The 17014-nt window shown below is 74.0% G+C and carries 2 protein-coding genes; both read right to left on the bottom strand.

From position 1 onward, the window contains the following. The coding region (locus LMU33_RS40285; RefSeq protein WP_228627005.1) for a type I polyketide synthase at window positions 1-15761 on the bottom strand (15761 nt) is incomplete at its 3' end. A 65-nt stretch (window positions 15762-15826) separates the two neighbouring features. Continuing rightward, window positions 15827-17014: type I polyketide synthase (locus LMU33_RS40280; protein ID WP_228627003.1), on the bottom strand; the 1188-nt coding region annotated here is incomplete at its 5' end.

Here is a 17014-nt window from a genome sequence, read left to right as displayed (position 1 = left end):
ACCCGTACCGCACCGTCGCGGATCAGGAGTTGGGGTTCCCCGGTGGCCAGTGCTGTGGTCAGCGCGTGCCAGGAGGTCTCGGTGCCGTCGAGGTCGGCGAGGACGAGCCGGCCGGGGTTCTCGGACTGGGCGGAGCGCACCAGACCCCACAGCGGGGCGTGCGCCAGGTTCCGCGGGTCCGCGTCCGCCACGGGGCCGATCGCTCCGTGGGTGACGAGGACCAGACGCACGTCGGCGAAGCGGTCGTCGGCGAGCCAGGTCTGCAGGGTGTGCAGCGCCCGGGCGGTGGCGGCCCGTGCCGTCGCGGGGAGGTCCCCGGTGATGCCGGCGGGCAGGTCGAGCAGGACCGTGCGCGGTGTGGGTGCGCCCGCTTCCACAGCCCTGATCAGCGCGGACAGGTCGGTGTGGCGCTCGGCCCGTTCCGGACCGGCGGGACCGTCGCCGAGTACGGCCCACGGACCGTCGTCCGGCGTGCCGGCGGTGGCCGGTGTCAGCGGTGCCCAGTCGACGCGGAACAGCACGTCGTGGTGGGGGTCGCGAGCCGTGCCGAGCTGCTCCGGGGAGACCGTGCGCAGGGCGAGGCCCTCCACGACGGCGGCCGGGGCGCCGACCGTGTCGGCGATCTCCAGCGTCACCTCGCCGCTGCTCACGGGCCGCAGCCGTACCCGGAGCGCGTCCGCGCCCGCGGCCGTGGCGGTGACGCCGCGGAAGGAGAACGGCAGCCGCCCGGGCTCTCCGGTGCCGGCGGCGTTCAGCCCGAGGGCGTGCAGCGCGGCGTCGAGCAGGGCAGGGTGGAGGACGAACCGGGCGCCTTCGGTGGCGGCGTCCTCGGGGAGGCGCACCTCCGCGAAGACCTCCTCGCCCCGGCGCCATGCGGCGATCAGCCCCCGGAAGACGGGGCCGTAGCCGAACCCGGATGCGGCCAGGCCGTCGTACAGGCCCGTCACCTCGACCGGCTGAGCGCCCTCGGGGGGCCAGACGGAGAGGTCGAACGACGGGGCGGGGCCGCCCTGGGCCAGTACGCCGGTGGCGTGGCGGGACCAGGATTCGCCCGTCGCGTCCTCGGGGCGCGAGTGGAGGGTGAGCGTACGGTGGCCCGAGCCGTCGGGGTCGCCGAGTGTCAGGCGGAGCTGCACTCCGCCGTGTTCCGGTACGACCAGCGGTGATTCCAGCGTGAGTTCCTCGACGCGGTCGCATCCGACCTGGTCGCCGGCGCGCAGTGCCAGTTCGACGAAGGCGGTGCCGGGCAGCAGGACCGTGCCCAGGACGGCGTGGTCGGCGAGCCAGGGGTGGGTGCGCAGGGACAGCCGGCCGGTGAGCACCACCGCCCCCGATTCCGGCAGCTCCACCGCGGCGCCCAGCAGCGGGTGGTCGGCGGGGCCCAGGCCGGCCGCCGAGACGTCGCCCTGTGCGGAACCGGCGTCCAGCCAGAACGGCTGCCGCTGGAAGGGATAGGTCGGCAGGTCGGTGCGGTGCGCGCCGCTGCCGTCGAAGAGCGCCGCCCAGTCGGTGGCCGCCCCGCGGGCGAACGCCTGAGCCACGGCCGTGGTCAGCGTCGACGCCTCGGCGCGCCCCTCGCGCAGTGCGGGGACGAACACGGCGTCGTCGTGGGTGAGACACTCCTGGGCCAGTGCGCACAGCACACCGTCCGGGCCGAGTTCGACGTAGGTGGTGACGCCCTGCGCGTCCAGGGTGCGGACGCTGTCGTGGAAGCGGACCGTCTCGCGAGCGTGCCGTACCCAGAAGTCGGGGCCGGTGATCTCCTCGGCGGAGGCGAGGGCGCCGGTGAGGCCCGGGACGAGCGGGATCCGCGGCGCGCGGTACGACAGCCCCTCGGCGACCTCGCGGAAGGCGTCCAGCATCGGGTCCATGTGCGGGGAGTGGAAGGCGTGGCTGACGCTGAGGCGCTTGGTGCGGCGGTCCTGCCGGGCGAGGGACGCGGCGATGTCCGTGACGGCGTCCTCGTCGCCGGCGATCACCACGGACCGCGGGCCGTTGACTGCGGCCACGCTCACGCCCTCGGTGAGAAGGGGCGTGACCTCGTCCTCCGTGGCCTGTACGGCCACCATGGCACCGCCGCCGGGGAGTTCCTGCATCAGCCGGCCGCGCGCGGCGACCAGGGCACAGGCGTCCGCCAGCGACAGCACACCGGCACAGTGCGCCGCCGCCAGGTCGCCGATCGAGTGCCCGGCCAGCACGTCGGGCTCCAGGCCCCACGACCGGACCAGCCGGAACAGTGCCACCTCGACCGCGAACAGCGCGGGCTGGGTGCGGGCGGTCTCGTCCAGCAGGGCCTGGTCACCGGCGAACAGGACGTCCTTCAGCGGCAGTTCGAAGTGGGCGCTGACCTCGTCCAGGGCCTGCCGGAAGACGGGGTAGGCCGCGTAGAGCTCCCGGCCCATGCCGAGCCGCTGGCTGCCCTGGCCGGTGAACAGGAAGGCCACCTTGCCGTCGCCGACCGCGCCGTGCACCACATGGGTGGTGGTGCCGTCCTCCGCCAGCGCCGTCAGGCCGCGCAGGGCCTCGTCCCGGTCCGCCGCGACGACCACCGCGCGGTGCTCGAAGAGGGCGCGGCCGGTGGCCAGGGAGTAGCCGACGTCGGCGGGCGAGAGGTCCGGACCGGCCGCCATACGGTCCCTGAGCCGCTCGGCCTGGGCGCGCAGTGCGGCAGGGGACTTCGCCGACAGCGGCAGCGGCACCGCGGGCAGCGGTCCGGAGTCGTGCGCCGCGCTGTCGTCCGCGGGCTGCGGGGGCTGCTCGACGATGGCGTGGGCGTTGGTGCCGCTCATGCCGAAGGAGGAGACACCGGCGCGGCGCACCCGCCCGGTCTCCGGCCACGGCCTGGCCTCGGTGAGCAGTTCCACGGCGCCCGCCGACCAGTCGACGTGCGGAGTGGGGGCGTCCACGTGCAGCGTCTGCGGCAGGACACCGTGCCGCATCGCCATCACCATCTTGATGATCCCGGCCACGCCGGCGGCGGCCTGGGTGTGGCCGAAGTTGGACTTGACGGAGCCCAGCCACAGCGGGCGGTCCGCGGGGCGCTCCCGGCCGTAGGTGGCCAGCAGCGCCTGGGCCTCGATCGGGTCGCCCAGGGTGGTACCGGTGCCGTGGGCCTCGACCGCGTCGACGTCGGCGGCGGACAGCCCGGCGTTGGCCAGGGCCTGCCGGATGACGCGCTGCTGGGAGGGGCCGTTGGGCGCGGTCAGGCCGTTGCTGGCGCCGTCCTGGTTCACGGCCGTGCCGCGGACGACGGCCAGCACCCGGTGGCCGTTGCGCTCGGCGTCCGAGAGCCGTTCGACGAGGAGCATGCCGACCCCCTCGCCCCACGCGGTGCCGTCGGCGGCGGCGGCGAAGGGCTTGCAGCGGCCGTCGGCGGCCAGGCCGCGCTGGCGGCTGAACTCGGTGAACACGTCCGGCGTGGTGATGATGGTGACACCGCCGGCCAGGGCCAGGGTGCATTCGCCGTTGCGCAGTGCCTGAACGGCCAGGTGCAGGGCGACCAGCGACGAGGAGCACGCCGTGTCGACGGTGACCGCCGGTCCCTCGAAACCGAAGGTGTAGGAGACACGGCCGGAGGCGATGCTGCTGGAGCCGCCCGTGCCCAGGTAGCCCTCGACGCCTTCGGGCACCGTGTTCAGCCGGGACACGTAGTCGTTGTGCATCTGTCCGACGAACACGCCGACCTGGCCGCCACGCAGCGTCGCCGGGTCGATGCCCGCCCGCTCGAACGCCTCCCAGGAGGTTTCGAGCAGCAGCCGCTGCTGCGGGTCCATCGCCAGTGCCTCACGCGGATTGATCCCGAAGAAGGCGGGGTCGAAGTGGTGGGCGTCGTAGAAGAAGCCGCCTTCGCGGGCGTACGACGTTCCGGCGCTGTCCGGGTCGGGGTCGTAGAGGCCCTCCAGGTCCCAGCCGCGGTCCACGGGCAGGTGGGAGATGCCGTCCCGGCCCTCGGCGAGCAGGGTCCACAGGTCCTCGGGGCTGCGCACGTCGCCGGGGAACCGGCAGCTCATCGCGACGATGGCGATCGGGTCGTCCTGCGCGGCGGCGGTGGCGGCCCGCGTGGGCAGGGCGCTCACGGCCTCGGCGCCGAGGACTTCACCGCGCAGCCAGGCACCCAGCGCGGTGGGCGTCGGGTAGTCGAAGACCAGCGTGGCCGGCAGCCGCAGCCCGGCGGCCGCGCCGAGGCGGTTGCGGAATTCCACGCCGGTCAGCGAGTCGAACCCGAGGTCCTTGAACGCCCGGGTGGGCTCGACCGCTTCGGGCGAGGCGTGCCCGAGCACGGCGGCCACCTGGCTGCGCACCAGGTCGAGCAGGGCCTGGTCCCGCTCCGCCTCGGGCAGCCGCAGCAGCCGCTCCTTGAGCGAGGAACCGGCCGTCGTACCGCCGGCCTCGACCGCCCGGCGTGCCGGTGCGCGCACGAGGCCCCGCAGCAGCGCGGGCACGCTGCTCGCGTCGGCGTGCCGCAACGGCGCGAGATCGAGCCGCATGGGGACCAGCAGGGCGTCACCGGCCCGGTGGGCGGCGTCGAGGAGCGCGAGGCCCTCGTCGTTCGCCAGGCCGAGCACGCCGGAGCGGGTCATGCGGGACTTGTCGGTCTCGTCCAGCTCGCCGGTCATGCCGCTCGACTCGGCCCACAGGCCCCAGGCGAGGGAGGTGGCGGGCAGTCCCCGGGCCTGGCGGTGCTGGGCGAGGGCGTCCAGGAAGACGTTGGCGGCCGCGTAGTTGGCCTGCCCGGCCCCGCCGAAGGTGCCGGCGGCGGAGGAGAACAGCACGAACTCCGCAGGCTCCAGCTCGCGGGTGAGCTCGTGCAGGTTGACCGCCGCGTCGGCCTTGGGCCGCATGACGCGGTCGAGCCTTTCCGGGCTCAGCGATCCGACGACGCCGTCGTCGAGCACACCGGCGGTGTGCACCACGGCGGTGAGCGGGTGTGCGGCCGGGATGCCGGCCAGCAGCGCGGACAGCGCGTCACGGTCGGCCGCGTCGCACGCGGCGACGGTGACCTCAGCGCCCAGTTCCGCCAGTTCGGCGGCCAGTTCCGCGGCGCCCGGCGCATCCATGCCGCGCCGGCTGGTCAGGAGCAGGTGACGGGCACCGCGTGCGGTGACCGCGTGCCGGGCGACGAGACCGCCCAGGGTCCCGGTGCCTCCGGTGATCAGCACGGTGCCGTCCGGGTCCCACTCGGCGGGAACGGTCAGGACGACCTTGCCGACGTGCCGCGCCTGACTCAGGTGGCGGAAGGCGTCGGGCGCCCGCCGCAGGTCCCAGGCGGTGATCGGCGGCGGGGTGAGCGCGCCGGCGGCGAACAGCTCCAGCAGCTCGGTGAGCATCTCCTGAATGCGGTCAAGGCCCGCCTCGACGAGGTCGAAGGCCTGGTAGGACACCCCGGGATGGGCGGCGGCCACCTCCTCGGGCGTCCGCACGTCGGTCTTGCCCATCTCGACGAAGCGGCCGCCGCGCGGCAGCAGCCGCAGTGACGCGTCGACGAACTCCCGGGCCAGCGAGTCCAGGACGACGTCGACGCCGCGGCCGCCGGTGGCCTCGCGGAACGTCTCCTCGAAGTCCAGGGTGCGGGAGGAGGCGATCCGGTCCTCGGTCAGCCCGAGGCCGCGCAGCGTCTCCCACTTGCCCTCGCTCGCCGTGGCGTACACCTCGACGCCCCAGTGCCGGGCCAGCTGCACGGCGGCCATGCCCACACCGCCCGCGGCGGCGTGCACCAGCAGCGACTCCCCCGGCTGGAGGCCGGCGAGGTCACGCAGGGCGTAGTACGCCGTCATGAAGACGATCGGCACGGCCGCCGCCTCCGCGAACGTCCAGCCCTCGGGCATGGGCGCGATCATCCGCCGGTCGGCCACCACGAGCGGACCGAAGCCACCGGGCAGCATGCCCATGACCCGGTCGCCGGGGGCGAGATCGGTGACTCCGGGGCCGGTCTCCACGACGACACCGGCGCCCTCGCTGCCCATCAGGCCGGCGTCGCCCGGGTACATGCCGAGGGCGTTGAGCACATCACGGAAGTTCAGGCCGGCCGCCCGGACCGCGACCCGGACCTCGCCCGGCCGCAGCGGCCCGGACGCCTCCGGGCACGGGACGAACGTCAGGTTCTCCAGGGTGCCCTTGTCCCGGATGTCCATCCGCCAGGCGGGCTCCCCGGCAGGGGGCACCAGGTTTCCGCCGGACGCCACCCTCGCCAGCCGTGGTGCGTGGACCGTGCCGCGCCGCACCGCGAACTGCGGCTCGCCGGAGGCGAGGGCGCCGGGCAGTGCCGCGTACGATCCCGCCTCGGTGTCGAGGTCCGCCAGGACGAAGCGGTCGGGATTCTCCGACTGCGCCGAGCGGACCAGACCCCACACCGGGGCGTGCGCCAGGTCCCGCACGCCGGCGTCGGACTGCGTCGCCACCGCCCCGTGGGTCACGAACACCAGGCGGGACGAGGCGAACCGCTCGTCCTCGAGCCACGCCTGGACCAGGCTCAGCGTCTCATGGGTGGTCCGGCGCGCGGCACCGGCCGTGTCATCGGCGGCGGATCCGCCCATGGGCACGAGGACGTACTCGGGAACGACGGTGCCCTCGTCGACGGCCGCCCGCAGTGCGGTCAGGTCGGGATAGGCGGCGTACGGCAGTGGCAGCGCGGAGTCGCCCAGTACGGCACCGTGCTCCGTGGCTTCGGGCGCTGCCTCGGGCAGCGGCACCGTGGCCCAGTCCAGTCGGAAGAGCGACTCGTGGTGCCCGGAGCGGGCACCGGCCAGCTGATCGGCGGAGACCGGGCGCAGGGTCAGGCCGGCGACGGAGGCCACCGGCTCGCCGTTCATGTCCGCCAGTTCCAGGGTCACCGCGTCGGCGCCCGCCGGGGCCAGCCGGACCCGCAGCGCGCCCGCGCCGACGGCATGGAGCGACACGTCCCGCCAGGAGAACGGGAGGCGGCCCTGTCCGTCGCCGCCGTCCTGCACGAACGTGGCGTGCAGCGCGGCGTCGAGCAGTGCCGGGTGCAGGCCGAACAGTCCGGCGTCGGACTGCCGGTCCTCCGGCAGCCGGACCTCGGCGAAGACCTCGTCCCCGCGCCGCCAGGCCGCCCGCAGCCCCTGGAAGACCGGCCCGTAGCCGAATCCGCCCGCGGCGAGGTGCTCGTACAGGCCCGTGACGTCGACGGCTTCGGCGCCCGCCGGAGGCCATGCGGACAGGTCGGCGGAGGACCGCGGCGCGCCGGAGACGGCCAGCAGGCCGGTGGCGTGCCGCGTCCACGGCTGGTCCGCCGGCGCGTCCTGCGGCCGCGCGTACAGGTCCACCGGCCGCCGTCCGTCGCCGTCCGGCGCGCCGACCACCAGCTGCAGCTGTACGGCACCCCGCTCGGGCAGCACCAGCGGCGCCTCGAGGGTCAGCTCCTCCAGCCGGTCGCAGCCGACCTGGTCCCCCGCCCGGATCGCCAGCTCCACGAACGCCGTACCCGGCAGCAGCACCGCACCCATCACCGCGTGATCCGCCAGCCACGGCTGCGAGTCCAGGGACAACCGACCCGTGAACAACAACCCGTCGGAATCGGCCAGCGGCACCGCCGCACCCAGCAACGGATGCCCGGCCGCCTCCAACCCGGCCGACACCACATCACCCACCCAGCCCGCCGGCGCCTCCAGCCAGAAACGCCGGTGCTGGAACGCGTAGGTGGGCAGGTCGACGCGTCGGGCGCCGGTCCCGGCGTAATACGCCTGCCAGTCGACCGCAATGCCCCGGGTGTGGGCGTGCGCGAGGGCGGTGGTCAGGGCCTCGGGTTCGGGACGGTTCGCCCGGAGGGTCGGCACGAAGGCGTGGTCACCGTCGCCGGTGACACAGTCCTGCGCCATCGCGGACAGGACGCCGTCGGGGCCGAGCTCGACGAACGTGGTGACGTTCTGGGATTCGAGCGTGCGGATGCCGTCGTGGAAACGGACCGCCTCACGGACATGGCGGACCCAGAAGTCGGGGTCGGTGATCTCCTCCGCGGTTGCGAGGGTGCCGGTGAGGTTCGAGACGACCGGGATACGCGGAGCCTCGTAGGTCAGGCCCTCGGCGACCTCGCGGAACGCCTCCAGCATCCCGTCCATGTGCGGCGAGTGGAAAGCGTGGCTGACCGTCAGACGCTTCGTCTTCCGCCCCTGCTCCTCGAAGCGGGCGGCTATGTCCAGTACGGCGTCCTCGTCACCGGCGACCACCACGGACGTGGGGCCGTTGACCGCCGCGATGCTCACCGCGTCGGTCAGGTACGGGGTGACCTCGTCCTCGGTCGCCTGCACCGCAACCATCGCACCACCGGACGGCAGCTCCTGCATCAAACGGCCACGCGCAGCCACCAGCGTGCACGCGTCCTCCAGCGACAACACACCCGCACAATGCGCCGCCGCGATCTCACCGATCGAATGACCGGAGACGAAGTCCGGCTTGATGCCCCACGATTCGAGGAGCCGGAACAGCGCCACCTCCACCGCGAACAGGGCAGGCTGGGTATACGCCGTCTGATCGATCAGCTGAGCGTCATCGCCGAACACCGCTTCCCGCAGGGGAAGTTCGAACCTGGCGAAAACCTCGTCCAGCGCCTCGGCGAACACGGGATACGCGTCGTACAGTTCCCGGCCCATGCCCAGCCGCTGACTGCCCTGACCGGTGAACAGGAACGCCGTCTTGCCCGCCACCACCGACCCGGTCACCAGGCCAGACACCGCGCCACGTCCGTCGGCCAGCGCCTCAAGCCCCGCCAGCAACCCGTCACGGCCCTCCGCCACGACCACCGCACGCCGCTCCAGAGCAGACCGCGTCGTCGCCAACGAGTACGCCACATCGACCGGTTCGACACCGGCGTCCCCGGCGACACGGTCGAGCAGGCGCCGCGCCTGAGCCCGCAGCGCGTCCTCGGTCCGACCCGACAACACCCACGGCACCACCGGCAGCGGTACGGGAGCGTCCTGTGTCCGCTCGGCGGTGTCCGCCTCGGAGGGCTGCTCGATGATCGCGTGGGCGTTGGTGCCGCTGACGCCGAAGGAGGAGACGGCGGCCCGGCGGGCCCGGTCGTTCTCCGGCCATTCCCGGCTCTCGGTCAGCAGCTCCACGGCGCCCGCCGACCACTCCACGTGTGTCGAAGGGGTGGCCACGTGCAGGGTCCGCGGCAGGACGCCGTGCCGCATCGCCATGACCATCTTGATGATGCCGGCGACGCCCGCGGCGGCCTGGGTGTGGCCCAGGTTGGACTTGATGGAACCGAGCCACAGTGGCCGGTCCTCGGCGTGTTCCTGGCCGTAGGTGGCGAGCAGCGCCTGCGCCTCGATCGGGTCGCCCAGGGTCGTACCGGTGCCGTGCGCCTCCACCGCGTCGACCTCCGCCCCCGACAGCCGGGCGTTGGCCAGCGCCTGCCGGATGACGCGCTGCTGGGACGGGCCGTTGGGCGCGGTCAGGCCGTTGCTCGCGCCGTCCTGGTTCACCGCCGTACCGCGCACGATCGCGAGCACGGGGTGGCCGTTGCGACGGGCGTCGGAGAGCCGCTCGACGAGGAGCATGCCGGCGCCCTCCGACCAGCCGGTGCCGTCGGCGTCGTCGGAGAAGGACTTGCAGCGGCCGTCGGACGCGAGGCCGCGCTGGCGGCTGAAGTCGACGAACGTGTCGGGCGCGGCCATGACGGTGACGCCGCCGGCCAGGGCGAGCGTGCACTCGCCGGTGCGCAGCGCCTGCGCGGCCAGGTGCAGGGCGACCAGCGACGAGGAGCAGGCCGTGTCGATGGTGACCGCGGGACCTTCCAGGCCGAGGGTGTAGGCGACTCGGCCGGAGGCGACGCTGCCCGCGGTGCCGGTGCCCAGATAGCCCTCCAGCCCCGCGGGGACGGCGGGCAGGCGGGTGAGGTAGTCGTGGTACATCACGCCGGCGAAGACGCCGGTACGGCTGCCGCGCACCGAGGCCGGGTCGATCCCGGCCCGCTCGAAGGCCTCCCAGGCGGTCTCCAGCAGCAACCGCTGCTGCGGATCCATGGCGAGGGCTTCCCGCGGGTTGATACCGAAGAAGTCCGGGTCGAAGTCGGCGGCATTGTGCAGGAAGCCGCCCTCACGGGTGTAGCTGGTGCCCGCGCGTTCCGGGTCGTCGCTGTAGAGCGCGTCGAGGTCCCAGCCGCGGTCGGTGGGGAACGCGGAGACGGCGTCACCGCCGTCCAGGACCAGCCGCCACAGGTCTTCCGGCGTGCTGACGCCGCCGGGGTAACGGCAGCTCATGCCGACGATCACGATCGGGTCGTCGTCCGCCGCGGCGGCGGCCACCGCCGCACCGCGGGCCGCGCTGTCGGCGTCCGGGCCGAGGATCTCGGTGCGCAGGAAGGAGGCGAGGGCGGCGGGCGTCGGGTAGTCGAAGACCAGGGTGGCCGGCAGGCGGACGCCAGTGGCCGTGCCGAGCCGGTTGCGCAGCTCCACCGCCGTCAGCGAGTCGAAGCCGAGCTCCTTGAACGCCCGGCTCGCATCGACCGCTTCCGGCCCCGGGTATCCCAGGACGGCGGCGACCTGGGCGCACACCAGGTCGGTCAGCAGGCGGTCGCGTTCTGCGGGGGCGAGGGCGAGCAGCCGCTCCGTGAGCCCGCCGACGGCGGTGGCGCCCGTGGCGCTCACGACGCGACGCGCCGGGGTGCGGACCAGGCCGCGCAGCATGGCGGGCACGGCCGCGGGGTCGGCGTCGCGCAGCGAGGCCAGGTCCAGGTGCATCGGTACGAGCGCCGCTTCGCCCACCGCGAGGGCGGTGTCGAGCAGTGCCAGGCCCTGGTCGGAGGAGAGTGCGGCGACTCCGGCACGGGTGATGCGCTGCAGGTCGGTGTCGTCGAGGCCACTGGTCATGCCGCTGCGTTCGGCCCACAGGCCCCAGGCGAGGGCGGTCGCCGGGCGGCCCTCGGCGCGGCGGCGCTGGGCAAGCGCGTCGAGGAAGGCGTTGGCGGCCGCGTAGTTGCTCTGGCCGGGGCCGCCGAGGGTGCCCGCGGCGGCGGAGAACAGCACGAACGCCGACAGGTCCAGGTCGCGGGTGAGCTCGTGCAGGTTGAGCGCCGCATCGACCTTGGCGGGCAGGACCCGGTCGATGCGGTCCGGGGTGAGGGAGTCGATGACCCCGTCGTCGAGCACGCCGGCGGTGTGCACGACGGCCGTCAGCGGGTGGTCGGCGGGGACGCCGGCCAGCAGCTCCGCCAGGGCGGTGCGGTCGGCCGCGTCGCAGGCGGCCAGCGTGACCTCGGCGCCCAGTTCCCGCAGCCCGGCCACGAGGTCCGCGGCACCCTCGGCGTCGGGGCCGCGGCGGCTGGTCAGCAGCAGGTGCCGTACGCCGTGTCCGGTGACGAGGTGGCGAGCGACCAGGGCGCCGAGGGTGCCGGTGGCGCCGGTCACCAGCGCGGTGCCGTCCGGGTCCAGGGCGGGGGCGATGTGCGCGGGGTCGGCGGCGACCCGGGCGAGCCGCGGCACCGTCACGGACCCGTCCCTCAGGGCCAGTTGGGGTTCTCCCATGGCCAGGGCGGAGGGCAGGGCCAGTCGGGACGCTTCCGTGTCGTCGAGGTCGACGAGTACGAAGCGGTCGGGGTGCTCGGACTGGGCCGAGCGGAGCAGGCCCCACAGCGGTGCGTGCGCGAGGTCGGGCACGTCGCTGCCGGGCTGGGCGGCGATCGCGCCGCGGGTGACGAAGACCAGTCGGGAGTCGGTGAAGCGGTCGTCGGCGAGCCACGTCTGCACCAGGTCGAGGGCGCGGTGCAGCGCGCCGCGGACCGCGGCCGGCAGTGACTCGGGGGCGGCGGGGACCGGGTCGGTGGTGCCGGTCGTGAGGGGCACCACGACGGCCTCGGGCAGTGGTGCCCCGGCGTCCAGGGCGTGGCCGAGCGCGGTCAGGCCCTGGTGGGTGACGGCGGTCGGCAGCGCCTCGGCGAGCCCGGCGAGGAGTCCGTTGCCGGTGTCGGCGTCGGCGTCCGTGCGGGGCGCGGAGCCGTCGGTGTGGAGCAGCGCCCACTGGCCGGCTGCGACGGTTGTCGTGGTGGGCAGCCGCGCGTCGCTCCACTCTGCGCGGAACAGCGCGTCGTGGAAGGTGCCGCGCGCGGCGTGGGAGCGGACCTGGTCGGGCGAGACGGGGCGCAGCAGCAGCGAGTCGATGGAGGCCACCGGAGTGCCGCTGTCGTCGGCGAGGGTGACGGCGACGGTGTCGCGTCCGGCCGGCGACAGGCGGACGCGCAGGGACGCAGCCCCCACCGCATGAAGCCGGATGCCGCCCCAGGAGAAGGGCAGCCTGCCGTGTTCGGTCTCCGTCAGCAGGCTGCCGATGCCGACCGCGTGCAGGGCGGCGTCCAGCAGGGCCGGGTGGATGCCGAACAGTGCGGCGTCCTGCCGGGCCTGCTCGGGAAGACGGACCTCGGCGAAGACCTCGTCGCCGCTCTGCCAGGCGGCCTTCAGGCCCTGGAAGACCGGCCCGTAGGCGAATCCGGAGTCGGTGAGGTGGTCGTAGAGTCCGTCGATCTGCACCTCGGTGGCGCCGCTCGGGGGCCACTGGGCGAGGTCGTGGGGGGCGGCCGGGGTGTCCTGGGTGAGCACACCGGTGGCGTGCCGGGTCCAGGTGGTCTCGGCCCAGGGGTCGTCGCCGTCCTCCGGCCGCGAGTGCAGGGTCAGCCGGCGGCGGCCGGTCTCGTCCGGCGCCCCGACCGCGAGCTGCAACTGGACGCCACCGTGTGGCGGCAGCACCAGGGGGGCTTCGAGGGTGAGTTCCTCCAGCAGGTCGCAGCCCACGTGGTCGCCGGCGCGCAGCGCGAGCTCCACGAAGGCGGTTCCCGGGAGCAGCACGGTGTCCATGACGGCGTGGTCGGCCAGCCAGGGGTGGGTGCGCAGCGAGAGGCGGCCGGTGAACAGCAGCCCGTCGGCGTCGGCGAGGGCGACCGTCGCGCCGAGCAGCGGATGGTCGGCGGCGCCGAGTCCGGCGGAGGTGACGTCGCCCGCCCAGGAGGCCGGCGGTTCCGGCCAGTACAGCTCGCGCTGGAAGGCGTACGTGGGCAGTTCGAGGCGGCGGGCGCCGCGACCGGCGAAGACCGCCGCCCAGTCCACGCGCGTGCCCCGGACGTGTGCCTCGGCCACGGCGGTCGCCAGCGCCTGCGGCTCGGGGCGGTCCTTGCGCAGGGTGGGGGCGAAGGCGGCACCCTCGCGCGTCACGCAGTCCTGTGCCATGGCGGTCAGCACGCCGCCCGGCCCGAGCTCCAGGTAGACGGTGACGTCCTGGTCCTCCAGGTACCGCACGCCGTCGAGGAAGCGGACCGCCTCGCGCACGTGCCGCACCCAGTAGTCGGGCGCGCACATCTCGTCCGCGGACACCGAGGCACCGAGGAGGTTGGAGACGACAGGAATGACCGGGGGATGGAACGTGACACGCTCCGCGACCTCGCGGAACGCCTCCAGCATTCCGTCCATGTGCGGCGAGTGGAACGCGTGGCTGACCGTCAGGCGCCTCGTCTTGCGGCCCTGCTCCTCGAAGCGGGCGGCGATCTCCAGTACGGCGTCCTCGTCACCGGCGACCACCACGGAGGTGGGGCCGTTGACCGCGGCGATGCTCACGGCGCCGGTCAGGTACGGGGTGACCTCGTCCTCGGTCGCCTGCACCGCCACCATCGCACCACCGGAGGGCAGCTCCTGCATCAACCGGCCGCGAGCCGCGACCAGCGTGCAGGCGTCCTCCAGCGACAGCACACCCGCACAATGAGCGGCCGCGATCTCACCGATGGAGTGACCGGAGACGAAGTCCGGCCTGATGCCCCACGATTCGAGGAGCCGGAACAGCGCCACCTCCACCGCGAACAGGGCGGGCTGTGTGTACGCCGTCTGGTCCAGGGCCGCGGACTCATCGCCGAACATCGCCTCGCGCAGCGGCAGTTCGAACCGTGCGAGAACCTCGTCCAGGGCCTCGGCGAACGCCGGATACGTCTCGTACAGCTCACGGCCCATGCCCGCGCGCTGGCTGCCCTGACCCGAGAACAGGAACGCCACCTTGCCCTCGTCGGTGACGCCCTGGACGGCACCGGGCGGCGTGTCACCGGCGGCCAGGGTGCTCAGGTCGCGCAGGAGGGCCTCGCGGTTCTCGCTGAAGAGGACCGTGCGATGGTCGAGGGCGGCGCGGGTGGTCGCGAGCGAGTGGCCGAGGTCCAGCAGGTCCAGTCCGGTGTCGTCCGCCGCGCGCCGGTGGAGCCGTTCGGCCTGGGCGGGCAGCGCCTCGGCACTGCGGGCGGACAGCAGCAGCGGCAGGGGCTGCCGGCGGTCGCCGTGCGCGGACGGCGCGCCGGCTGTGGCGGTGTCCTCGACGGCGTCCGTGGAGGCGTTCCCGACGGCGTCCGTGGAGGCGTTCCCGACGGCGCCGGCCGCGGTGTCCTCGGCGGGTGCCTGCTCGATGACGGTGTGCGCGTTGGTGCCGCTGACGCCGAAGGAGGAGACGCCCGCGCGGCGCGGCTGGCCGGTCTGCGGCCACGGCTGTGCCTCGGTCAGCAGCGCGACCTGTCCGGCCGTCCAGTCGACGTTGGCGGACGGCTGGTCGACGTGCAGGGTCGGCGGGAGCACTCCGTGCTCGATCGCCTTCACCATCTTGATGATTCCGGCGACGCCGGCGGCGGCCTGGGTGTGGCCGATGTTGGACTTGATCGAGCCCAGCCACAGCGGCCGGCCCTCGGGCCGGTTCTGTCCGTAGGTGGCGATCAGGGCCTGGGCCTCGATCGGGTCGCCCAGGGTGGTGCCCGTGCCGTGTGCCTCGACCGCGTCGACCTGGGCTGGGGTCAGCCCGGCGTTGGTCAGCGCCTGGCGGATGACGCGTTGCTGGGACGGACCGTTGGGTGCGGTCAGGCCGTTGCTCGCGCCGTCCTGGTTGATCGCCGATCCGCGGACCACCGCCAGCACGGGGTGGCCGTTCTTCCGGGCGTCCGAGAGCCGCTCCACCAGGAGTACGCCGACGCCCTCGCCCCAGCCGGTGCCGTCGGCGCCCTCGGCGAACGGCTTGCAGCGTCCGTCGGGGGCGAGGCCGCGCTGCCGGCTGAACTGGACGAACGAGCGGGGGCTGGCCATGACGGTCACGCCACCGGTCACGGCGAGGGTGCACTCGCCGTTGCGCAGCGCCTGGACGGCCAGGTGCAGGGCGACGAGCGAGGCGGAGCAGGCGGTGTCGACGGTGACCGCCGGGCCTTCCAGGCCGAAGGTGTAGGACAGCCGGCCGGAGACGACGCTGGCCGCGTTGCCCGTCATCAGGTAGCCCTCGACGCCCTTGGGCACCTGCTGCAGGATCTCGGGGTACGTCTGGCCGTTGGTGCCGATGAACACGCCGGCCCGGCTGCCGCGCAGGGTCCCCGGGTCGATTCCGGCCCGCTCGAACGCCTCCCAGGCGGTCTCCAGCAGCAGCCGCTGCTGCGGGTCCATGCCCAGGGTCTCGCGCGGGCTGATGCCGAAGAACGCCGCGTCGAAACGTCCGGCGTCGGTGAGGAAACCGCCCTCACGGGTGTAGCTGGTGCCCTGCTGGTCGGGGTCCTCGTCGTAGAGCGACTCGATGTCCCAGCCGCGGTCGGTCGGGAATCCGGATATCGCGTCGCCGCCGGAGGCCACGAGCTGCCACAGGTCCTCCGGAGACTCGACGCCTCCGGGGAACCTGCAGCTCATGGCAACGATCGCAATCGGCTCGGGTTCCCGCGACTCGACCTCGCGAAGGCGTTGCCGTGTCTGGTGCAGATCGGCCGTTACCCGCTTGAGGTAGTCGAGGATCTTGTCCTGATCCGCATCCGCCATTGGAAAAACCTCACCCATGCTTCTCGTCACGAACGACGCGCTGCCAGTGCGCGCACGCTGTAGTGCTAAATTCCGAGCTCGTTCTCGATGAAGGCGAAGACCTCGTCGGGCGTCGCCTCTTGGAGCCGGCCCGCCACCGCTTCGCCGTCCGGTGCGGACCCGGGCTCGGTCTCCTCCCACTTCGTCAGCAGGGCCCGCAGCCGCGCCGTGATGTCGGTCCGTGTCTCCGCGTCCGGGTCCAGCACCGACAGGGCGGACTCCAGCCGTTCCAGTTCAGTGATGCCGGGAGCCGCGGCCGCGCCGCCGTCCTGTGTGATCTCGGCGCGCAGGACGTCGGCGAGCGCCGCGGGGGTCGGGTGGTCGAAGACCAGGGTGGCCGGCAGGCGCAGTCCGGTCGCCGCGTTGAGCCGGTTGCGCAGTTCGAGCGCGATCAGGGAGTCGAAGCCGAGTTCCTTGAAGGCGCGTGACGCACCGACCTCGGCGGTCGAGGGGTGGCCGAGTGCCGCGGCGGCCTGCGTCCGGACCAGTTCGAGGACCACGAGGGACTGCTCCGCCCGGGACATTCCGGCGAGCCGCTGCCGGAGGGCCTCGGCCGCCGACGGCGCGCTTCCCGTGGCCTCGTCGGAGGCGCTGGTCCGCTCGAGCCGGCGTACCTCGGGCAGCTCACCGATGAACGGGCTGCGGCGTACGGCGGTGAAGCCGGGCGCGAAGCGGTCCCACTGGATGTCGGCCACGGCGACCGTGGTCTCGTCGTGGTCCAGCGCCTGCTGCAGCGCACGGATCGCCAGCCGCGGCGTCATGGCCGGAACTCCGCCCCGGTCGAGCCGGTCGCCGATGGCGCCGTCGGCGGCCAGGCCGCCGTCGCCCCAGCGTCCCCAGGCGATCGAGGTGGCGGGCAGACCCGCGGCGCTGCGGTGTTCGGCGAGGGCGTCCAAGTAGGCGTTGGCCGCCGCGTAGTTGGCCTGCCCGGCGTCGCCGAGGGTGCCGGCCACACCGGAGAACAGCACGAACGCGGAGAGCTCGAGATCGCGGGTGAGCTCGTGCAGGTTGCGTGCGGCGTCCGCCTTCGGCCCGAGGACGGTGGCGAAGCGGTCCGGCGTGAGGGCCTCGAGGACGCCGTCGTCGAGGACGCCGGCGGCGTGGACGACGGCGGTGAGCGGCCGGTCGGCGGGGACTGCGGCGAGGAGTCCGGTGAGGGCGGTGCGGTCGGCGACGTCGCAGGCCGCGACGGTCACTTCCGCGCCCAGGGCGGT

Source organism: Streptomyces barringtoniae, from assembly GCF_020819595.1.
Lineage (GTDB): Bacteria > Actinomycetota > Actinomycetes > Streptomycetales > Streptomycetaceae > Streptomyces > Streptomyces barringtoniae.
This window is presented reverse-complemented; position numbering and strand designations above follow the sequence as displayed.